Source organism: Vibrio ishigakensis, assembly GCF_024347675.1.
Taxonomy (GTDB): Bacteria; Pseudomonadota; Gammaproteobacteria; order Enterobacterales; family Vibrionaceae; genus Vibrio; species Vibrio ishigakensis.
This window is the reverse complement of record NZ_AP024881.1, coordinates 2,266,998-2,287,128: the sequence shown is the minus strand read 5'-3', so window position 1 is coordinate 2,287,128 and position 20,131 is coordinate 2,266,998. Positions and strand designations below refer to the sequence as shown.

Here is a 20,131-nt window from a genome sequence, read left to right as displayed (position 1 = left end):
CCCGGCAGTCTCTTAGCCGGGATCTTTGTTTCTGCGGTCAGAAGATTCCCGCTGAAAAGCACACGGGAATGACGATTTTATTTAAGTACTTATTGGGCTCGCCACCCTAAGGCTTCTGCCAACGAATATCCTGCAGATTAAACCCAAGCGCCAAGTCTGTTTTTAGTCCAGCCAAGTCTCGGCACATCAGCGCTTGCTCTTCATGTCCGGCAAGCTTCTTACGATACTTCTCTGCAAGGGTCTCACTGGCAAATGCCTGCTCCAGGTCTTTGTGCTCAGCCAAGATATCCTTGGCGGCTTTTGGTCCAACTCCCGGTACCCCAGCAAGACCAGTGCCACTAATACCGGTTAAACCCCAATAGTCGGCGAGCTGTGAGACCTTTACCCCAAACTCCTTTTCAATAAAGGCAGCATCCAACCAGCGGTGTTGGAAGTAATCGCGGATTCTTAGGGTTGGGGACAGAAGCTGACAATAGCCCTTATCGGTTGAGATGATGGTTACTTGGTGGTTTTGATTTGCAACCTTTACCGCAAGGGTGGCCACTAGGTCGTCCGCTTCATCACCTTCAGAGAGCAAGGAGTCGATCCCAAGCTCCCACCATGCTTGCTGTATGCTGTCGAGTCCTTTCGCTAGAGGTTCAGGCATAGGCTTACGGTCTTGCTTGTACTGTGGGAATCGCTCTTCGCGCCAGCCACGGGTCTTTTGCATATGATCGAACACCGCAATCACGTGCGAGGGCTCGGTCTCATTTAAGATACGATTCAGGGTACGGGTGGAGGTTTCTATGGTTCTCTGGATATCTTCCGGATCAGGTTGGGCGGAGTGGATGCGACGGATCAGATTGAGTGCGTCGATGATAACCAGGTGTATAGACATAAAACTCGAATAAAAATGGGGCCGAAGCCCCATAGTATACTGCTTTATGTTTTGGTTGCTAGGCTACGAGGTCTCAACTCTGTAGCACGGAATATACTCAGAGCCCGGCAGTTTCATACGCTGCTGTTTCACAAAGTCACTCAGCAGTTTGTCCATCTTGATCATCAGTTCCTCATCACCGTTTATCACATAAGGGCCGTGTTTTTCTATCTCTAGAATCCCTTCTGCTTTTACATTACCAGCGACAATGCCTGAGAAGGCGCGGCGCAGGTTGGCGGCTAAGATCTCAGGTTTCTGGTCTAGGTGCAGGTCTAGATTACGCATGTTTTCATGAGATGGCTCGAACGGCAGTTGGAACTCAGGCTCTATATGCAACGACCAGTTGTAGCTGTAGGCATCTTCATTCTTTTTGCGATGCTCACGTACATCTGGCATCGCCTCCTTAATTGCCTTGGCTGCACTCGCAGGATCGGCAATCACTATCTGATAATACTTGGTGGCTTCTTCACCTAGGGTAGCGCGAATAAAGTTATCGATGGAGACGAAGTAGTCTTCACTCTCTTTCGGGCCAGTGAGCACTATCGGCAACGGTTGATCCTGATTCTTAGGATGCATCATGATCCCCAGCAGATACAGAAGCTCTTCTGCAGTTCCGGGACCGCCAGGGAAGATAACGATACCGTGGGCGATACGCACAAACGCCTCAAGACGCTTCTCGATATCCGGCATTATGATGAGCTCGTTTACAATAGGGTTTGGCGGCTCAGCGGCGATAATTGAAGGCTCAGTCAGACCAATATAACGGCAGTGTGAGTGGCGCTGTTTTGCATGGCCGATAGCTGCCCCCTTCATTGGACCTTCCATAGCACCTGGGCCACAACCGGTACATACGTTTAGTTCACGCAGACCCAGTTCATGGCCTACCTCGCGAGTGTATTGATACTCGATTGGGTTGATGGAGTGGCCGCCCCAGCACACCACTAGATTAGGGTCGACCCCGGGAACAAGCACCTTAGCGTTTCTTAGAATGCCAAAGACCAAGTTAGTGATATGAGTGGAGTTGGTTAGGTTGAGCCTGTCGCTTTGGGCGAGGAACATGTGTACAAACACTATGTCTCGCAGAACAGCAAACAGGTGTTCTTGGATTCCCTTGATGATAGTGCCATCTACAAAGGCGTGTTCAGGGGCGTTGAGAAGCTCGAGCTTTATGCCTCGCTCGCGCCTCAGTACATTGACGTCAAAAGATTGGTATTGCTCTAGCAGTGCCTTACTGTCGTCAGTGTGGCTACCAGAGTTGAGCACCGCTAGGGTACAGTTGCGATATAGATTATAGATGTCACTAGATGCAGTTTTTTTTAAGCGCTCTACCTCAAGCTGAGATAGGAGGTCCATGCTTCCTGCAGGATTAATCGTAGTAATCATAACGGCTCCTTTGTTGTTTGAGACGGGGCCCATCGGCTGATGCGTCTCAATTTGTTGTCACGGGTTATGATAGAGCTGATACGAAAGAGATTTTCGCTCAGCTCACACTTAACAATAGAGGGTGACAAGCTAAAAGCAAAGAGCCATATATCAATTACTTAAGTCTAATCCTCTTCGCTTGGTAGCGCATCTAGGGTAGAGGTTAGGTGCTCTTCGGAGGCGCTACTATGCACCTTGATGAGTCCTTTCTTGATGGCGAGTAGGGTAGAGCGACGGATATCATCCGAGGCGAAACTGGCCGCTGGCGCCATAGGAATCGCGGTAAATGCCACCCATTGGCTGGACTCTTCTTGGCTTGCCACCTGATGGGCAATCTCTACCGACAGCAACAGCAAATCGATAAGGTCTTCATCGTTGATGGCGGTATAGGCACGAGGCAGGAATGGGTAATCGGCGAAGCTAGCAACGAATCTGCCATCTACGTCATAGTCATGTTTAAACTCATCCACCCACTCTTGGAAGCGCTCAAACAACACTTCGGGTTGCAGGCGTTTATCTGGGTTCGGTTCGATGTAGAGGAAGCGACTGTCGGTAAGGTGATATACGCGAGCACCCTCAGGCAGCTTGGATTGTATATTGCGACCAAAGGTGCGCTCTGCAATACGACCTTCTTTATAGCCATATTTTAGATAGATCTCTTCGATCATAGGTACATCAACCAGCGCAAACTTAAGCCTGTCGTTAAGTGGCTCATCGATAAGCTGACCAAAGCGCCACTGCTCGTAGTTACGCCCAGTTTTTTCTAATGAATCCGGCAGGTTACGGATAAGCAATCGCATATTACGCAGGCCTGATCTTGGGTGGGTATAGAGCTCTTGGTTTAGCTCATTGATGGCCAAGGTTCGATTGCGTACTCGCTTCATGTAGATGAGAAGCATCAGAAGTAAAATTGCTGTGCTGATACTTAGACCAAAGGAAAGATTTTTATAGGTCTCAAACTCGGCACTAAGGTCGGTAAGTTCATTTACCTGATCTTGATAGTGAAGGGACTGCTCCACCGAGGCGACCTGATTCAAGAAGGCACGACTAATAAGCTCATTCTTCTTCTTAAGGTTTTCGCCGGTGATCTGGTTATATTCTTCAAGGTAACCCAAAGAGGCCTGATTCTTCTTGAGCGCTTTGGTGACTCGATGCAGAAGATCTAAGGTCTGCAGCTGAATATCGGTATCTTCAATCTTTTTCGCCTGTGCCAGAGCCTCAATCCCTAGCTTTTCTGCTCCCTTGGTATCCTTTTGCAGATAGTCCAATCTTGCACGCATCAAGGTCGCGCGCACTTTTTGCGATTCGATATCTGAATAGTCCAGAAGCTCAGTGGCGCGGTTTAGATAGCGCTCGGCTAGGGTGTAATTGAACAGGTTGAGATAGGTCTCAGAGAGCTTTAGGCGTAGGTCGATGATCTCTTCAAGGTCTTTCTCAGCCAGTTCTTGGTCTAGCACATTGAAGTAATGTACTAGTGCTAGGTTATAGCGACCTTGAGTGAAGTACACATCGGCAAGCTTGCGCAAAACCTTAGAGAAGACCGGAGATTGCTCATATTGCCCGTAGAAGCTGGCGGCCTGAGACAGGTGCTCTTGCGCCTTGTCATACATCTGTCTTGCGATATACAGGTCGGCTAACAGGTGATTAGCTCGGGCGATATACTCGGCGTTGTCTTGCTCGATAGCGAACCAATAGCTCTCGATAAGCTCACGCAGTGCAAGGTTAAGGCGCTCACTCTTAAGATGGTGCTCACCCATTTGCAGGCTGAGCTCTATGCTTTCGTTAGGCGTTTTGAGTTTGTCGACATTTTCTTGGGCGGCGGCGAAGGCTTTTTCCGCAGCTTCACTCTGTCCTAAGTCAGAATGGATGTGTGCCTGAATCATGTTCAGGCGGAATTTGAGTCGCTCTTTCTGTAGCTCTTCGATGTTATAGGTCTTCAGAGCCTTAGTGATGTCATTGATAGGCCCTTCCACCTTTCGGACATCTTGGGTCATCAGCCACATCAAGCGTATCTTCATGATACGGGATTCCGCTTCTCTAGCCTGAAGTCGGTTGTTGAGAGAGATAACGATGCTGCGGTCTATGCTTGAGAGAGAAGAACGGTAGTTCCCCAGTACAAAGTCGGCAATGGCTAAGGTTTGATAGGCATGTACCTGATTAGCCGCTCTAACAATAGGAGTAAGCTTACCCTTCGCCACATTGGTGGAGAAGTCTCGCTCCTCCTTTTGCGGCGTCAGGGTAGAGAGATAGGATCGGGCTATCTTTTTCGCTTGCAGCGGCGCAACGTGCGCTAGCTTTCGCGCGTCCACCAGCTCTTTAGCGAGATTAGATTCGCTAGCCACCGCAGGCGTGGCTAGCAAAAGGATGAGAAGAAGGAGCCGTTGGACAATCGAGTGCATTACTGTCGAGCTAGCCTCTGTTTGTTTACATTGATCGGAGAAGAACTGCGAATTGGGTTGATATCTAGGCCACCACGACGAGTATAGCGCGCGTATACAGACAAGGAACTTGGTTTGCAGTAGCGTGTGATGTCGGTAAAGATTCGCTCAACACACTGTTCGTGAAATTCGTTGTGCTCACGGAAAGAGACCAGATAGCGAAGCAGTGCCTCACGGTCGATCTTTTTACCTGTGTAGTTGATCTCAACACTGCCCCAATCAGGCTGATTGGTGATCAGGCAGTTAGATTTAAGCAGGTGGCTGTGCAGTGTCTCAGACACCTCCTCTTCTGAGGTAGCGCCCTCTAAGTAGTCGGCCTTGAACTCATAGTCGCTGATAACTATGTCTTGTTCATCGATGCATTCGCCCTGCATATCAACGATAGGTTGCTGGTTAAACTCTTGTACCTTTTGCACCTCAACGCTGACATTTCCACCTGCACACGCAGAAAGGTCTTTAGCCAGCTGAGCTTGTACTTCTGTCCAGTTAGCAAAACGAGTCTGATTGTAGCTGTTTAGATAGAGCTTGAAAGATTTAGACTCTACAAGGTTTGGACTGTCTGCCGGAATGGAAACTGTACCGACCGCCACTTGTGGCAAGCCATTGCTGTTGAGCCACGACAACTCATACAGGGTCCAGATATCTTCGCCAACGAATGGCAGTTCATCTCCAAGCTCTAGGTCATCTCGGTTTAGGCTTCGCGGTACAGGCTGCAGCAGTGAAGGGTCGTACTGGGATGCGTACTCGGTTTTTTGACCTAGGGTTAGACCGGCCAGTTCTTTAGCGTCTGAATATTTGCTCATCTTAAAGTGCATTTTGCAGTAGAATGTCGAGAATTTTACTTAAAATTCATAAGTAACTTCAAGTTTCAGCCAATTTCTATCGTCTTTTACTGCGATATGTTCGGGAATCTTTATGACTACAGCTATTGTTTCAGCTTTAACACGCATCAGTTCACAATACCAAGCGACCTTTGAAAAAGAGTACGGGACCCTGCCTAGCAGTGCTGAGCTGGTGGGTGTTCCTTCGCCTTGTATCACTGAATCTAAAGATGGAGAGGTGTTTTGGAAGGCGATAACCCGTGAGGAGTTAGCCGATTTTTCAGATGTTGAGCGTGGTATTGAGCTGAGACTGCACTCAGATATTAAAGAGTTCTATGGCGCTCAATACAGTGCCGACCTCTCTATGAGCTGGAAGGGCAAGCCTCTTACCCTGCTTCAGGTTTGGAGTGACGACGATTTCATTCGCCTGCAAGAGAATATCCTTGGTCATCTAGTGACCCAGCGTCGCTTGAAGCTAAAACCAACCGTATTTATTGCTGCTATCGACTCTGACCTTGATGTTATCTCTGTGTGCAACATCACTGGTGAGGTAGTACTGGAGCATCTTGGTACCGACAAGCGTGAAGTGCTGAGCGAGAGCCTAGAGCAGTTCTTAGCTGAACTTGATGTTGAGGTTTAAGCATGTTTGTTTGCGAGCTGGCATTCGAGTGCTTTGAAAACACTACTATCACTAAGGTAGAGAAAGCGGTAAATGGTCTGATGGACGCCCTGCGTTTCAATGGTCAGGTGTATGGCAGAGAGTTTCCTCTTGCCAAGAACGAAGCCACCTTTACGGTGCGTTGCGTCTGTCCAGAGCAAGAGAGCCTGCACCCTCGAAATCATTCAGACTTTGTAAACTTCTGCTTAGAGCGATTGAGTGAGGCGGGCGTGTTGTCTCCTAAGGTGAAACTGATTGGTCAAGACATCAATTCGGAGCAAACCGCTGAGGATGAAGTTCCGAGTTGGCAGATTTTATATACCACCTATGTACATACTTGCTCGCCACTTCGTAGTGGTGATACCTTTATGCCTATTCCTCTGTATCGTAATCCGCCAACACTTAATGGTGATCACAAGTCAGTGATCAAATGGCAAAGTGAATGGCAGGCCTGTGATGAGATTCAGATGGCGGGTGGTTGCAAGGCTGAGCACGCTACGGTGCGCGAGCTGACCTCTATCGAGAGTGATATCTTCAGAAGAGGTTGGGATCTTCGCGGTCGTATGGAGTACATCACCAAGATCCCTACCTATTATTATCTGTATCGTGTCGGCGGTGAAAACCTGGCATCTGAACAAGCTCGCAAGTGTCCTAAATGCGGTGGAGATTGGGCGTTAGAAGAGCCACTACATGACATCATTCATTTCAAATGCGATGATTGTCGCCTAGTCTCAAACATCTCTTGGGATCACCTTAAGTAATCCACTGGAAAAATTCATGATATCGAAAAACCAACTAAAACTTCTTCGTGCTTTGGGTCAAAAGAAACAGCGTAAGGCCCATGGACTTTTCCTTGTTCAGGGTGAGAAGAATGTATTAGAGCTCGTGGAAAGTGGTCTAGTGGTAAAGAACGTGTTTGCTACTGAGGAGTTTCTGTTAGAAAACACTGGCAAACTTAAGGCCTTTGATTGTATTGAAGCGTCGCTGGATGAGCTTACTAAGGCGAGCACCTTGGTGAGTAACAACGCGGCTATCGCTGTAGTTGAGATCCCGTTGAGTAAGACACCCAAGGCTGAGGGCTTGATGATCGCTCTAGATGGCGTATCTGATCCAGGTAACTTGGGCACCATTATCCGAGTCGCGGATTGGTATGGCATCAAGCATATTGTGGCAAGCACCGATTGTGCCGATCCTTACAATCCAAAGACCATCAGCGCCACCATGGGCAGCTTTGGGCGAGTGACAGTGACTCAGTTAGATCTGCCAAGTTATCTTGAGCAATCTAACCTACCTGTATACGGCGCTTTCTTAGAGGGAGAGAGCACCCACAGCAAGACCTTTTCCGCTGAGGGTATCTTACTTATGGGCAGTGAATCTCATGGAGTTCGTGAGGAAGCAGCTAAGTTTGTGACCGACAAGATCACCATCCCAGCCTTTGGTGGTGCAGAGTCCTTAAATGTGGCCATGGCCACAGGGATCATCTTGGATAATATTAAGCGTCAAAACCCTTAATTATTTTTCCAAATACTGGAGTTTATTCTCCACACCGTTCCATTCTTCAGCTTCTGGCAGAGCAGGCTTTACTTCAGTGATGTTTGGCCACACCTCTGCCAGCTCAGCATTCAGCTCGATATACACCTCTTGGCCTTCTGGCAGTTCTTCTTCTTGGAAGATAGCCTGGGCATCACACTCAGGTACACATAGGCCACAGTCGATGCAATCGATAGGGCTTATCACCATAAAGTTTGGCCCTTCATAGAAGGCGTCCGCTGGGCAAACTGCTACACAGTCAGTGTATTTACATCGAATACAGTTATCGGTTACGACAAAGGCCATGGTAATAAACTCTCAGTGGTGTGATTTTGGAAAGGGAATATTACGGATAGAGCTCGAAAACTCAATTAAAAAAACGCTTTCACAAAAAGGGTTTAAGTAATGAGTTTAGCACCCTTGCCTTAGTTTACGCCCAATGCCTTACTTTCTCTTGTCCATGTTTTATATGACAGATTTCGCATCTTGGCGTAGAATCCGCCCCATTGTGAGCGGGTTACTCCTTAACCTTTGCTAAGACACCTATATACGAGAATCTAGATGATACGTTTAAACGAAATAAAACTTCCTTTAGACCATAAGGAAGAGGCGCTTGAAGCCGCCATAGTGAAAAAGCTCGGCATTAATGCCGAAGACATCCATTCTTTTACTGTGTTTAGACGTGGCTATGATGCTCGTAAGAAAAGCAACATTCTGCTTATCTACACCCTAGATATCGAGCTAGAGAACGAAGCCCAGCTTCTCGATACCTTCTCTCACGATCCACATGTGAAGCAGACTCCAGATATGGAGTACAAGTTCGTGGCTAAGGCTCCAGAGAACCTAAAAGAGCGTCCAGTGGTGATCGGTTTTGGTCCTTGTGGTCTTTTCGCTGGTTTGGTTCTGGCTCAAATGGGCTTCAAACCAATCATTGTTGAGCGCGGTAAAGAGGTGCGTGAGCGCACCAAAGATACCTTTGGTTTCTGGCGCAAGCGTACTCTGAACCCAGAATCAAACGTGCAGTTTGGTGAAGGCGGTGCGGGTACCTTCTCTGATGGCAAGCTATACAGCCAGGTGAAAGATCCAAACTTTTATGGCCGCAAGGTGATCACTGAGTTTGTAGCAGCCGGTGCACCTGAAGAGATCCTATATGTGAGCAAACCTCATATCGGTACCTTTAAGCTGGTTACCATGATTGAGAAGATGCGCGCTAAGATCATCGAACTGGGTGGTGAGATCCGCTTTAGCACACGTGTGGATGACATCCACATGCAAGATGGTCAAATTACAGGCCTTACTTTATCTAATGGTGAGAAGATCGAGAGCCGTCACGTAGTGCTTGCAGTGGGACACAGTGCACGCGATACCTTTGAAATGCTGCACGACCGTGGCGTCCATATGGAAGCTAAGCCTTTCTCTGTAGGTTTCCGTATCGAACACAAGCAATCAATGATCGACGAAGCGCGCTTTGGTAAGAACGCGGGCAACCCTATCCTAGGCGCTGCTGATTATAAGCTGGTTCACCATTGTAAGAATGGCCGTACCGTATACAGCTTCTGTATGTGCCCGGGTGGTACCGTGGTTGCGGCAACCTCAGAAGAGGGACGCGTAGTGACTAACGGCATGAGCCAATACTCTCGTGCTGAGCGTAATGCTAACAGTGCAATCGTGGTGGGTATCTCTCCTGAGCTAGATTACCCGGGTGACCCGCTAGCGGGTATCAGACTGCAGCGTGAGCTAGAGTCAGGTGCGTTTAAGCTGGGTGGTGAGAACTATGATGCTCCAGCGCAGAAGATTGGTGACTTCCTGAAAGGTCGCGATCCAAGCGAACTAGGCGATGTTGAGCCATCATTTACCCCAGGTATCAAGCTAACCGATATCTCTAAAGCCCTGCCGGATTTCGCTATCGAGGCAATCCGTGAGGCTATCCCTGCGTTTGATAAGAAGATCAAAGGCTTTGCCTCTGAAGATGGCCTGCTAACCGGTGTTGAGACTCGTACTTCATCTCCAGTAAGCATTCGCCGTGGTAAAGACTTCCAAAGTGTTAACCTGAAAGGCTTCTTCCCAGCAGGTGAAGGTGCAGGTTATGCGGGTGGTATCTTGTCTGCGGGTATCGATGGTATCAAGGTGGCAGAGGCACTGGCGCTATCTATGGTTGAGCAAGCTGAAAACGCTTAATCAAATAACCTGGATCGAACTAAAAAGGACTCATAAGAGTCCTTTTTTGCTATTTGGTCGCGCGGGCTAAAATTCTGTCTAAGTGAGAGGCAAAGTCTCGTCGTTCCGTTTGAGAAAGCGCCGCTGGGCCTCCAGTCTGAACCCCTGATGAGCGCATGGTATCCATAAAGTCACGCACGTTTAGGCGCCCCTTGATGTTCTCTTTGGTAAACAGCTCACCACGACTACTCAGCGCCTGACCACCTTTGGTAATTACCTCATCCGCTAGCGGGATGTCTGAGGTGATCACTAGATCGCCTTTTTCAACACGCTTAGCTATCTCATCATCGGCAATATCGAAGCCTTGATTGACCTGCATAAAGCGAATGCAGTTACGCTTGGGCAGCGGGATAGGGTGGTTGGCCACAAAGATGCACTCGATATTAGTACGCTCAGAGGCGCGCACTAGGGTTTCTCGAATCACCTTAGGGCAGGCATCGGCATCGACCCAGATCCTCATTGTTGTTTCTCCAATGCTTCAATGCGAGCGGTCAGTTTCTCGATAGTGGCTTCAAGCTTAGCGATTCTCTCGTCTGCAGAAATGGTTTGCTCAGCAGCAACCTCAATCTTCGGGACGCGCTTACTGCTCTTCCAGTTCTTGATGGCGGTAATAAGTGCTGGCATAGGCACTGTGGTAGAAAGGCGCGCTTTTACCAAGGCCATGCTTGGTTCTTTGCCTTCAGCTTCCAGAGAGGTAAAAATCTGGTTTAGCTCTTGGGTGACTTCTTTTGTGAGCATATCGATACTCCTAAACAAACTTTTTTCCAATCCTAACCAAAACGCTATCCTGAGTACACAGTAAACCTAAAGGAAATGAAATGGAGCTTCGTCCTCATAGCGAGGAGCAAAGAGAGGCATTTATCTCGCTCAACACTTGCCCCATAAACCGAAAAAATATGAATGGCCCGCACACCATCGAGAGTGCCTCTAATCTGTTTGATAAGATTTTGACACCTTCGAATTCATTGTTATCTCGGGCTATTTATCAAGATGAGGTCTATCTAGGACATATCTTTGCCATAGAAGATGATAACCAATGGGAATTAGGCTTTATCCTAGATAAAGCCTTTTGGAGAAAAGGGTTCGCCGAGCAGGCTTGCCGGATGTTTGTCTATGATCACCTTAGCGATAGGAGGCTCTTTGCCACCGTGGATGAGGGACATCTTGCTTCGATGCGCATTCTAGAAAAGCTTGGATTTAAAAGGAAAGAACAGCGCGAGGATGAGTTTGGCGTTTTCTATCTCTACATTCGGTGAGGCTGTGTCTGAAAGTGCATGATACGCATTCCTTGCATGATGAGCTTGCCTTGGTAGCAGTCATCACCTAGTGCGGAAAACTCAAAAGCAAACTCTGTATGCCAATACCAGCGCCCGCTCGCATCTCTGACTTTGTGGGCGCCGGATGAGATGCTAACCACCTGCAGATCCAGCTTATTGCAGTAACGGCCAATCGCTGTGCGAGCCACCTCTGCCTGTCGTCTGTGCTGCCAAAAAAGGGCCAGCAGTATGATTAGCCCCAATATCGCAAATAGGTCACCCATCTATTGCTTGCCCTTGGTCTGAGCTTGCAGTGTCAGAAGTGCTTCCGCTAGCGCCTTCGATGGGGCTTGATGCAGCATAGGCAGAATGATGATGCGAAGCTTAGGCAGCATCACCAGATCAGCGAACAGCTGATTAAACAGGTTCTGATTGTTAGTCTCTGCCAGGCGAATCAAGAACTGCTCGGCAATCGCTTGCTGTTGTAATGGTGTCCAGCAGCGACCTGCGATGGCAATCAGCACCTCTTGGTGGCTGAACTTAGCCTCGGACAAGATGGCGGTAACTAGGGAGTCCAGTTTATCGCTGTTGTCTCCAGCCAATGCGCGCACTAGAGCAGATAGTAAGAAGAGATCACACTCCGAGCTATTTAGCTGATCCAGCGCTAGGTCATAGATACGACCTGCGAGAGAGGCGGAGATATCTTGGTGTTCTAAAGCACCAAGCAGGGCATACAGCGGCTGGCCAGGGAGCTGGTTCAAGCTCTTCTTCACTAGTTGCTCGTTATTGCCTTCACTCAAGCGAGCACTCAGGTCTGTGATGCCTTGTAAACCAACGGTTTGCCAGTTGCCCCAACCTAGATTTCCAGAGAAGTAGTCTAGGGTATGAGCAAGATATTGGCTCGGTGCTAGACCAAGATGAGCCGTTATCTGGCTATTAAACACGGCAAGCTTGTCTTCTTTTGGCTTGTAGGTGTATGGATTGTTAGCCAGTTCTTGCTGAACCTCTTCGCTTAGTTCTTTTTGCAGCCTTGAGCCCATAGCCTCAACCACAAACTTAATGAAGTTACCTATATCTGTTGGGCTGAGTAGGCCTCGCTCATCTAGGTCAAACTTTAAGAACCAGATCCAAGGCTGTTTCTGTTCATTCCAGTATGAGATGGCAAATTGAGCCTGACGCTGGATTGGATACGGATAGGCCTGCTGGCCACGTTCGATGCGGGCAAAGTCTTGATTGTCGATTTGTTCGATGCGACGACCGAGATCGTGAATGGTGAATTCACAACCGCTGTCGGTCAGAATTTGCGTAAGAGTAGAAATTTGTTCCATTGCTTCATTGATACCTTGCCATGTTCTCTCTATAAAATGGTAATCTTGCGTCCAATTTCAAGAGTAAAAGAGAAATAGCGTGAACAAACAGGTCATTAAGCTAGAAAAATTGTTTCAACAGCTTACACAGCGACTGCAAAGTGTCCAAAAGTGGGATATTGAGCCTCCTTCACAAACCGCTTTGATGAGTACCCAGCCATTTGCAGTGGACACGCTATCGCCAGAGCAGTGGTTGAAGTGGATCTTTGTTCCTAAGATGCAAGGCCTGATAGAACAAAAGCAGCCACTGCCTTCGGGTTTTTCTATTGCCCCCTATTTTGAAGAGGCTTGGAGAAATAGTGAGGAGATGGAGCCTATTTTGGATGTAATTCGCGCAATTGATGAGGTGTTTGCATGCTAGAGATTATCTACCAAGACGAGTATCTGGTAGCAGTGAACAAACCGGCGGGAATGCTGGTTCATCGCTCATGGCTCGATAAGCATGAGACTCAGTTTGTGATGCAGACCCTGCGCGACCAAATTGGCCAGCACGTATTCCCTTTGCACCGTTTAGATAGACCCACCTCTGGGGTGTTAGTGTTCGCTCTATCTAGCGAATACGCCTCTAAGATGATGCCTATGTTTGCCGGACATAAGTTTGTTAAGACCTATCATGCGATCGTACGTGGTTGGATAGATAAGGGGGATCGCCTCGATTATGCCCTTAAGGTTGAGCTAGATAAGATTGCAGATAAGTTTGCCAGTGAAGATAAAGAGGCGCAGTCAGCGGTTACCGATTATAAGCCTTTGGCTAAGGTCGAAGTGCCTTATTCTACCGGCAAGTTTCCTACTTCACGCTATTGCTTGATGGAGTTGTCTCCACTAACGGGTCGCAAGCATCAGCTTCGCCGTCATATGAAGCACCTAAGACATCCGATTGTTGGGGATACTACTCACGGTGATGGTAAGCATAATAGGCTGTATCGTGAGGAGTTTGGCTGTGAGCGCTTGATGCTACATGCATCACGATTAGAGTTTGAGCATCCGTTTACTGGAATGCAGATGGTGCTTGAAGCGCGCTTTGATGATACTTGGAAAAACCTGATTGAGCGTTTCGAATGGCAGGACGCATTTACGGAATAGAAGAATTAAAAAGCCCGCTCAATGTAGCGGGCTCGGGCTTGTTTTTATTTCAGTTTTTCTAGATCCGCTTCGATCTCGGCGATCTTGCTCGAAACCACCTTTTCCAGGTGACGAAGGTCGGTCAGTATCTTCTGCTTCACATCCAATTCCTGAACCTTAACTGGCTTAGTAATAGTGTTTAGCTCATCGATAACTAGGGTGAGGTTACGGTTGATCTCGGTAACCTGACGGTATTGGGCATTGCCCCCTGAAACCAAGACATTCTTCACCTGCCTTGGGTATTTAAACTTAACGCTTTTAGCGAATAGCTCGCCTTTTTGTTTTTTAAAATAAATCTTAAGTACATCTTTGTGCGCTTCTTGACGAAGAGAATAGCGCTCAATCTGTCCAGGCTCGTTAATACCAAGGCCTGTTAGGTGTGGATACATAGGCACCTCTAAAGTTAGCGTTCCTTGGATAAAGTTAGCAGGGAATCAGTGGCTTAGGTAGCGCTAAACCCATCAACCCTGCGTTTATTCACAATTTAATTCGGCGCCAACTTAGACAGGTTCTCTTTTAGCTTTGAACCTAGGGTCTGCTTGAGCTCTTCGTCCAGTGGTTTGTAGTCTGGCGAGGTGATAATAAACAAGTCCTCCGCACGCTCACCGATGGTGGTGATCTTGGCTGCATGCAGGTGTATACCCAGTTCTGCAAAGGTCGCACCCACGCTGGCGAGAAGTCCTGGGGTATCCAGCGCCACAAGCTCCATCATGGTGCTCTTGTTGTTCTTGGTCTCAATAAACTCAGCGCGAGTTCGAACCTTAAAGTGCACTAAGTTTCTTGGCGTACGACGCACCTTGATCTTAGTGAGTCTGCCGTCTTTTATCACATGTTGAAGGTGCTTGATCACCTGCTCGTGACGGCGTGTCTCGATAGGCTGGTTGTTCTGATCACTGATGATAAAGGTGTCCAAGATATAGTCGTCTTTGCTCACCATTACCTGCGCGTCATGGATATTGAAGTTGCGTCTATCCAGCTCAGCTACCACGGTTGCAAACAGAGCGGGTTGGTCCTTGGTATAGACAAACACCTCAGTACCACCGCGAGTTGGTTTAGGGCTTATTAGGATCAGAGGCTCACCTTCACTGTGCTGCTCCAAGATCCCTTGCGCATGCCATGCCAGTTGCTGGTGGGTGTGACGCAAAAAATAGTCTGCCTTAAAGCGTTGCCATAGCAGGTCGACTTGTCGCTGGGTAAAGCCCTGGGCACGTAATACCGCTGAAGCCTGATGCTGGTTGTGTCGGATACGTTCCCTAGCATCTACAGGGTGCTCTAGACCGCGACGCAGTGCACGCTGGGTAGAGTAGAAGAGATCGGTCAAAAGTGAGCGCTTCCAACTGTTCCACAGCTCAGGGTTGGTTGCACAGATATCAGCTACCGTAAGACAAACCAAGAACTCTAGGTACTCCTCTGTTTTCACCTTTTTGGCAAATTCGGTGATGACCTCTGGGTCTTGAATATCGCGCTTTTGGGCAGTTACAGACATCAGAAGGTGGTTACGCACCAGCCAAGCAACTAGGTTGGCTTCGGCCTTAGGCAGTCCATGTTGAATACAGAACTCGTACGCCTCTCCCTCGCCTATCTCAGAGTGATCGCCCCCACGTCCTTTACCGATATCATGGAAGATGGCAGCAATGATTAAAAGCTCTGGCTTTTGCAGTCTAGGCAGTACCTCACAGCAGATAGGGTGCTTCTCACGGTTCTTGGCGAAGCTAAAGCTATGTATATGCTTGAGCAGACGCATACTGTGCTCATCCACGGTGTACACATGGAAGAGGTCAAATTGCATCTGGCCGACGATCTGGCTCCACTGCGGAAGATAGGCGGCCAATACACCGTGTTGATGCATTAAGCTAAAGGCCTTGGTGAGCGCATTGGGGTGACGCACCAGCTCCATAAATTTTTCACGCGCGGCGGGCAGTTCAATCAGGAACTTATTCAGGCGACGGCGCGCAGTTCTTAGCTGACGTAGGGTTGGTGGCGATACGCCGGTGATGCTGGAGTCATTGGTGATGTGGATGAACATATCCAAGATGGTCTCTGGACGCGCCTGAAATAAAGCAGGCTTTCTTGCCTCTATCAGGTGTCCACGACGCTGAAAGTCATCATCGATAGGCTCTGCCGGAACCACCTTACCGCGGTTTAAGATTGCTTGGTCGAACAGCTTAAGCAGCATTTTGTTGAGCTCAACAATACGACGCAGGGTTCGATAGAACTCCTTCATCATGCGCTCCACCGGCTGGTTTCGCTCACCAGTAAAGCCGAGGTTTTCTGCGACCTTAGCTTGATGGGCGAATTGAAGGCGATTGTCGTAGCGTCTTAGCTCAATATGCAGAGCAAAGCGGATCTGCCACAGGAAATTCTGACATTCTTGCAGCTCACGATACTCAGCGTCGGTAAGAAATCCGTGCTGGCTCATCTCCATCAATGAGGTGGCTCCGAAGTGACGACGCGCTACCCAACTCAGGGTATGGATATCACGCAGGCCACCAGGACTGGATTTAATATCTGGCTCTAGGTTATAGCCGGTATCATGGTAGCGAGCGTGGCGCTCTCTTTGCTCCTCAAGCTTGGCTTTATAGAAGACCTCGCTTGGCCAGAAGTCCTCTTTCTGGATCATTTGATTGAGCTGCTGATAGCAATCCTGACTGCCGCAAATAAGACGAGATTCTTGCAGGTTGGTGGCTACCGTTAGGTCATCCTTGGCCACGTTATAGCATTCTTGAAGGCTGCGCACGCTGTGTCCAACCTCGAGTCTCAGATCCCACATTAGAGTGACGAACTCGCTTACCTTAGGAATCCACTCCTCTTTTAACGGGCGTTTAGAGAGGATCATGATGTCTATATCAGATAGGGGGTGAAGCTCCTCTCGGCCATAACCGCCAACCGCGACTAGGCTGACCCCTTCAACGGAATCAAATCGATAGAACTTCCATAGTCGCTTGAGCAGAGAGTCCATAAATTGGCTGCGCTCTGTGACTAGGTCAATGACAGATCGCCTTTGAAGAAACTGCTCTTTCTGTTGTTCACTAAAATCCTGCAACTTCTGCTTGAGCTCGGTGAGGTTGATCTGCTCATCGCTCAGCTTCAGAGGGGAAAGTGGTTCGATATGGGACACGCTTAAAATCCTTTTTCTCACATTCTTTACGAATAGTTCATGATTTCAGGGCGTTAGGCAAGAGTTGTTCTAATCTATTAAAGGTTTCTATTCACTATATGGATGTTATGAAAAGAAGATTTACCATACGTTTCACCGTTATCAGTCTGTTTATTATTACTACTGCACTTACTGCAGGGGTTGCTATTGCTCTGCAATATCATTTCAGCAAGGAACAGGTGTTAAAGCATACCTTGTTCGAGTATCGCGCTACGGCTCAAACTATTGCGCACGATGTAAATAGACTGGACGATTATTTCTCAAATTCTACCGAGCTGTTATCTCAGATAGGCATGCCTCTAACTGAGTTTGAACAGGGAGCCTTTACTCGCGATGTATTCATTACTTTGTTAGAGGCCTCACCGCACTTTTACAGTATTTATGTGGGGCAGGCAGATGGTGATTTTTTTCAGGTGATAAACCTAGAAGCCATGCGAGACCTGCGTGCCAGATTGGGGGCTTCCGAACAAGATAGGTGGGTTGTTGCAAGGGTTATGCCAGAGAATAAAACGAGAGAGCTAACATTTTTAACCAGTGACTTAGAGACCACGGCGACTCGCAGTGAATTTTCCCGCTATCAAGCCAATCAAAGGCCTTGGTTTGTTGGCGCGGATGATCGTGAGCTGTTCAAGACTCAGCCTTATTTGTTCCAGGTTGTTCCTGTGAGTGGTCAAACTTATTCAAAAGCAATAGATGGTTCAGATGCCGTTGTTGGTATTGATGTCGTACTCGGCTCTATCGCTTTGGATATTGCCAATGAGATTGGTGATGCACTTAACCATGATGGCGTAGAGTTTTTTATCTATGGCGAAACAGGAAACCTCGGGGCGGGCTCTCGCCTTGAACAGTTGAAAAACCTTCCTGAGGTCGAGCCAATGCAGTTGTCACCTGAGTTGGAGCATTTGGTCAAGTCAATGGGCACCATTAAGGTCTCTAATGAGGCTAATTGGCCTCCTTTAGATTTTTCACTCAGAGGGCAACCGTCAGGTTACATGGTTGACCTTATTAAGATTTTGTCTTTAAAAACGGGTTTGGATGTCAGCTTTATCAATGGATTTACCTGGAAACAGCTGGTAGAAAACTTTCGTGCAGGTCAGTTGGATGTGCTCCATCCTGTATCGAATAATCAGAGTAACCGTGAACTGGGCAACCTGAGTCGTCCACTCGCTCGATTTGATTTTGCACTAGCCCAACTGGGGGATGATTACACTGAGCTTGAGCAGTTGAAAGGGAAAAGGCTAGGGGTGTTGTCCGGCTGGTCAATCATCGAGCCCTTGATGCGCGCCTTCCCAGAGATTCAATTTCAGGAGTTTGATGAGCTGCATGAAGCTTTATTCGCCTTGGAAAAACAAGAGCTAGACGCAGTAATTGACCTTGAGGTCATTCTTAGTCGGGTAATGAAACAGAGATTCTTAAAGAAAACTCAATTGCAATCTATTGCGTTACCTAAAGGATTTGAAGACTTCGATTCGTTTCACCTTGTGATTGATAAATCTAATCCGGCACTGTTGGCCTTGTTGGATCTTGCCCTAAGTGATGTGTCGAAAGAGGAGCGAGCTTTTCTATCTAAAAAGTGGCTGGAACAAGAGAGTAATTCAGGGATAGTGCCACATGAGTTTTTGCTCAAGGCGACCAAAGACGAGAAGCTAAGAGATCAGTTGGTTGAACAAACCTTAGATGGTGAGAGTCATATTGTTTTTGTGACTGAGCTTGACCTGTTTGAGAGTGGCAGGGAGTACTTCGCGATTACCGTACCCAGCGCACTTTTACTAGAGCAAACGCAAAATAGTGTTCTCACGTCTATCAGCGCTTCAGCTGCAATACTCCTGCTACTTATACCCTTATCGGGATTTTTTGCCGGGCCTATAGTTAATCCGATTAGGTTTTTGATAGAGCAAACCTCTCATGTGCGAGAGCGCCGATACAAAGAGGTTGCTTTGGTAGACTCTAGGATAGTGGAGATTGACTCTTTATCGCGTTCAATCAAAGAGACCTCAGACGCTCTTGAGGAGCACGAGCGTACTCAAGAGGAGTTTATTGAATCCTTTATCAAGATGATCGCTCAGGCTATCGATGACAAGTCACCATACACGGCAGGACACTGTAATCGAGTGCCTGAGCTCGCCTTGATGTTGGTCAAAGAGGCGGAGCAGAGCCAATCAGGTCCGTTTGCTGATTTTGCCTTTGAGAACGATAAACAGCGCCGTGAGTTTAGGATTGCGGCTTGGCTTCATGACTGTGGCAAGATCACCACACCTGAACATATAGTAGATAAGGGCTCCAAGCTTGAAGCGAATTACAACCGCATTCATGAGATTCGTACTCGCTTTGAGGTGTTGATTCGCGATCAGATCATCGCCTTCTATCAACAGAAATCCCCTCAGCTAGCCCCAGAACTGGACAGTGAGCTTCAAGCAAATATAGATCAACTGAAACAGGAGTTTGCTGAAGTAGCTAGCGCCAACGTGGGTGGCGAGTTTATGGATCAAGAGGCGATAGACCGTATTCAAGCTATCGCCCAACGTACCTGGACACGGTATCTGGACAACACTCTAGGGTTATCACCCGAAGAGGAGCGTCATTTAAAAGACACCGGTGTAACCTCGACTACCCCAGCGCTAGAGCAGTTGTTGGCGGACAAAGCAGAACATATAGTTCCTCATCCGACCAAGATAGAGTTTGACCCTAAGTTTGAGATAAAGATGCCGGTGCCCGAGAATCTTGCCAATCGAGGTGAGGTTTATAACCTTAGTATCCAGAAGGGCACCTTGACAGCGGAAGACAGATTTAAGATCAACGAACATATCGTCGGCACCATTAAGATGCTTGAGCGTATGCCTTTCCCTGCAGAGTTAGCTAAAGTTCCTCGCTATGCGTCTACCCACCATGAAACCATGAAAGGCACAGGTTATCCTAGACAACTGAAGGGTGATGAGCTGAGTATCCCAGAGCGTATCATGGCACTTGCTGATGTATTTGAGGCGCTCACCGCTGCAGATAGACCTTATAAGAAGGCCAAGAGTCTGAGTGAATCACTGCGTATTATGCGCTTTATGGTGCTGGACGAGCATTTGGACAAAGAGGTGTATCAACTCTTTTTAGAGAGTAAGCTCTATATGGCGTATGCAGAGCAATATCTAGGACCAGAGCAATTAGACGAGATTGACATTGAAGAATATCGTATCTAACAAAAAGGCCAGCATAAGCTGGCCTTGATTCTGTTTGGT

General features: G+C 47.9%; 19 protein-coding genes. 8 read left to right on the top strand and 11 right to left on the bottom strand.

Annotated elements, in window-relative coordinates:
• Positions 1-106: 106 nt before the first annotated feature.
• The 4 genes from xni to queF all read right to left on the bottom strand — a co-directional run bounded on the left by xni (position 107) and on the right by queF (position 5,579).
• A complete protein-coding gene (gene xni, locus Pcarn_RS10465) occupies positions 107-877 on the bottom strand; it encodes a flap endonuclease Xni (protein ID WP_261833814.1) in 771 nt (256 codons plus the stop codon).
• Positions 878-940: 63 nt separating this feature from the next.
• Positions 941-2,299, bottom strand: a complete 1,359-nt coding sequence (gene ppnN / locus Pcarn_RS10460; RefSeq protein ID WP_261833813.1) for a nucleotide 5'-monophosphate nucleosidase PpnN — start codon at positions 2,297-2,299, stop codon at positions 941-943.
• A gap of 164 nt (positions 2,300-2,463) precedes the next feature.
• A complete protein-coding gene (locus Pcarn_RS10455) occupies positions 2,464-4,737 on the bottom strand; it encodes a tetratricopeptide repeat protein (RefSeq protein ID WP_261833812.1) in 2,274 nt (757 codons plus the stop codon).
• On the bottom strand, positions 4,737-5,579 hold the full coding sequence (gene queF, locus Pcarn_RS10450; protein ID WP_261833811.1) for an NADPH-dependent 7-cyano-7-deazaguanine reductase QueF: 843 nt from the start codon (positions 5,577-5,579) through the stop codon (positions 4,737-4,739). The genes Pcarn_RS10455 and queF overlap by 1 nt, the downstream gene beginning before the upstream one ends.
• Positions 5,580-5,691: 112 nt before the next feature.
• On the opposite strand from queF, the gene syd reads away from it, so the two are divergent.
• From syd to Pcarn_RS10435, 3 genes are read left to right on the top strand one after another with little or no spacing between them, the layout of a single operon-like run.
• On the top strand, positions 5,692-6,237 hold the full coding sequence (gene syd, locus Pcarn_RS10445; RefSeq protein ID WP_261833810.1) for a SecY-interacting protein: 546 nt from the start codon (positions 5,692-5,694) through the stop codon (positions 6,235-6,237).
• A 2-nt stretch (positions 6,238-6,239) separates the two neighbouring features.
• Positions 6,240-7,016 carry a Zn-ribbon-containing protein gene (locus tag Pcarn_RS10440; protein ID WP_261833809.1) on the top strand — a complete coding sequence of 259 codons (777 nt, stop codon included), beginning with the start codon at positions 6,240-6,242 and terminating at the stop codon, positions 7,014-7,016.
• Between the two features lie 16 nt (positions 7,017-7,032).
• Positions 7,033-7,767, top strand: a complete 735-nt coding sequence (locus tag Pcarn_RS10435) for an RNA methyltransferase (protein WP_261833808.1) — start codon at positions 7,033-7,035, stop codon at positions 7,765-7,767.
• Here the strand turns inward: Pcarn_RS10435 and fdxA are convergent, their stop codons facing one another.
• Positions 7,768-8,091, bottom strand: a complete 324-nt coding sequence (gene fdxA / locus Pcarn_RS10430) for a ferredoxin FdxA (RefSeq protein WP_261833807.1) — start codon at positions 8,089-8,091, stop codon at positions 7,768-7,770.
• Between the two features lie 255 nt (positions 8,092-8,346).
• Between fdxA and Pcarn_RS10425 the strand changes: the two genes are divergently transcribed.
• A complete protein-coding gene (locus Pcarn_RS10425; protein ID WP_261833806.1) occupies positions 8,347-9,963 on the top strand; it encodes an NAD(P)/FAD-dependent oxidoreductase in 1,617 nt (538 codons plus the stop codon).
• A 49-nt stretch (positions 9,964-10,012) separates the two neighbouring features.
• Here Pcarn_RS10425 and Pcarn_RS10420 read toward each other — a convergent pair whose 3' ends face one another.
• The gene (locus Pcarn_RS10420) at positions 10,013-10,462 is read right to left on the bottom strand and encodes a YaiI/YqxD family protein (RefSeq protein ID WP_261833805.1); all 450 of its coding nucleotides are present in this window, start codon (positions 10,460-10,462) and stop codon (positions 10,013-10,015) included.
• The gene (locus tag Pcarn_RS10415; protein ID WP_261833804.1) at positions 10,459-10,740 is read right to left on the bottom strand and encodes a hypothetical protein; all 282 of its coding nucleotides are present in this window, start codon (positions 10,738-10,740) and stop codon (positions 10,459-10,461) included. The genes Pcarn_RS10420 and Pcarn_RS10415 overlap by 4 nt, the downstream gene beginning before the upstream one ends.
• Before the next feature lie 80 nt (positions 10,741-10,820).
• Here Pcarn_RS10415 and Pcarn_RS10410 point away from each other — a divergent pair, with 80 nt between their 5' ends.
• On the top strand, positions 10,821-11,258 hold the full coding sequence (locus Pcarn_RS10410; protein ID WP_261833803.1) for a GNAT family N-acetyltransferase: 438 nt from the start codon (positions 10,821-10,823) through the stop codon (positions 11,256-11,258).
• On the opposite strand, the gene Pcarn_RS10405 is transcribed toward Pcarn_RS10410, so the two are convergent.
• Both Pcarn_RS10405 and Pcarn_RS10400 read right to left on the bottom strand, forming a co-directional pair.
• Positions 11,246-11,542, bottom strand: coding sequence for a DUF3301 domain-containing protein (locus tag Pcarn_RS10405; protein ID WP_261833802.1), 297 nt, complete (start codon positions 11,540-11,542; stop codon positions 11,246-11,248). The genes Pcarn_RS10410 and Pcarn_RS10405 overlap by 13 nt on opposite strands.
• A complete protein-coding gene (locus Pcarn_RS10400; protein WP_261833801.1) occupies positions 11,543-12,586 on the bottom strand; it encodes a DUF3549 family protein in 1,044 nt (347 codons plus the stop codon).
• 79 nt (positions 12,587-12,665) lie between these two features.
• Here Pcarn_RS10400 and Pcarn_RS10395 point away from each other — a divergent pair, with 79 nt between their 5' ends.
• Positions 12,666-12,986 (top strand): YqcC family protein, encoded by a 321-nt coding sequence (locus tag Pcarn_RS10395; protein ID WP_261833800.1) that lies wholly within the window; start codon positions 12,666-12,668, stop codon positions 12,984-12,986.
• A complete protein-coding gene (truC, locus tag Pcarn_RS10390) occupies positions 12,980-13,708 on the top strand; it encodes a tRNA pseudouridine(65) synthase TruC (RefSeq protein ID WP_261833799.1) in 729 nt (242 codons plus the stop codon). The genes Pcarn_RS10395 and truC overlap by 7 nt, the downstream gene beginning before the upstream one ends.
• A gap of 44 nt (positions 13,709-13,752) precedes the next feature.
• On the opposite strand, the gene Pcarn_RS10385 is transcribed toward truC, so the two are convergent.
• The gene (locus Pcarn_RS10385) at positions 13,753-14,136 is read right to left on the bottom strand and encodes a DUF3461 family protein (RefSeq protein ID WP_261833798.1); all 384 of its coding nucleotides are present in this window, start codon (positions 14,134-14,136) and stop codon (positions 13,753-13,755) included.
• 95 nt (positions 14,137-14,231) lie between these two features.
• Positions 14,232-16,856 (bottom strand): bifunctional uridylyltransferase/uridylyl-removing protein GlnD, encoded by a 2,625-nt coding sequence (gene glnD / locus Pcarn_RS10380; RefSeq protein WP_261835671.1) that lies wholly within the window; start codon positions 16,854-16,856, stop codon positions 14,232-14,234.
• A 116-nt stretch (positions 16,857-16,972) separates the two neighbouring features.
• On the opposite strand from glnD, the gene Pcarn_RS10375 reads away from it, so the two are divergent.
• Positions 16,973-20,092, top strand: a complete 3,120-nt coding sequence (locus tag Pcarn_RS10375; RefSeq protein WP_261833797.1) for an HD domain-containing phosphohydrolase — start codon at positions 16,973-16,975, stop codon at positions 20,090-20,092.
• Positions 20,093-20,131: the final 39 nt, after the last annotated feature.

Bases quoted from the DNA above. Each gene is read 5' to 3' on its own strand.
- truC (WP_261833799.1), top strand. From the start codon at position 12,980: ATGCTAGAGATTATCTACCAAGACGAGTATCTGGTAGCAGTGAACAAA.
- Pcarn_RS10420 (WP_261833805.1), bottom strand. From the start codon at position 10,462: ATGAGGATCTGGGTCGATGCCGATGCCTGCCCTAAGGTGATTCGAGAA.
- ppnN (WP_261833813.1), bottom strand. From the start codon at position 2,299: ATGATTACTACGATTAATCCTGCAGGAAGCATGGACCTCCTATCTCAG.
- Pcarn_RS10375 (WP_261833797.1), top strand. From the start codon at position 16,973: ATGAAAAGAAGATTTACCATACGTTTCACCGTTATCAGTCTGTTTATT.
- Pcarn_RS10410 (WP_261833803.1), top strand. From the start codon at position 10,821: ATGGAGCTTCGTCCTCATAGCGAGGAGCAAAGAGAGGCATTTATCTCG.
- syd (WP_261833810.1), top strand. From the start codon at position 5,692: ATGACTACAGCTATTGTTTCAGCTTTAACACGCATCAGTTCACAATAC.
- Pcarn_RS10415 (WP_261833804.1), bottom strand. From the start codon at position 10,740: ATGCTCACAAAAGAAGTCACCCAAGAGCTAAACCAGATTTTTACCTCT.
- xni (WP_261833814.1), bottom strand. From the start codon at position 877: ATGTCTATACACCTGGTTATCATCGACGCACTCAATCTGATCCGTCGC.
- Pcarn_RS10455 (WP_261833812.1), bottom strand. From the start codon at position 4,737: ATGCACTCGATTGTCCAACGGCTCCTTCTTCTCATCCTTTTGCTAGCC.
- fdxA (WP_261833807.1), bottom strand. From the start codon at position 8,091: ATGGCCTTTGTCGTAACCGATAACTGTATTCGATGTAAATACACTGAC.
- queF (WP_261833811.1), bottom strand. From the start codon at position 5,579: ATGAGCAAATATTCAGACGCTAAAGAACTGGCCGGTCTAACCCTAGGT.
- Pcarn_RS10440 (WP_261833809.1), top strand. From the start codon at position 6,240: ATGTTTGTTTGCGAGCTGGCATTCGAGTGCTTTGAAAACACTACTATC.
- Pcarn_RS10400 (WP_261833801.1), bottom strand. From the start codon at position 12,586: ATGGAACAAATTTCTACTCTTACGCAAATTCTGACCGACAGCGGTTGT.
- Pcarn_RS10405 (WP_261833802.1), bottom strand. From the start codon at position 11,542: ATGGGTGACCTATTTGCGATATTGGGGCTAATCATACTGCTGGCCCTT.
- Pcarn_RS10385 (WP_261833798.1), bottom strand. From the start codon at position 14,136: ATGTATCCACACCTAACAGGCCTTGGTATTAACGAGCCTGGACAGATT.
- Pcarn_RS10425 (WP_261833806.1), top strand. From the start codon at position 8,347: ATGATACGTTTAAACGAAATAAAACTTCCTTTAGACCATAAGGAAGAG.
- Pcarn_RS10435 (WP_261833808.1), top strand. From the start codon at position 7,033: ATGATATCGAAAAACCAACTAAAACTTCTTCGTGCTTTGGGTCAAAAG.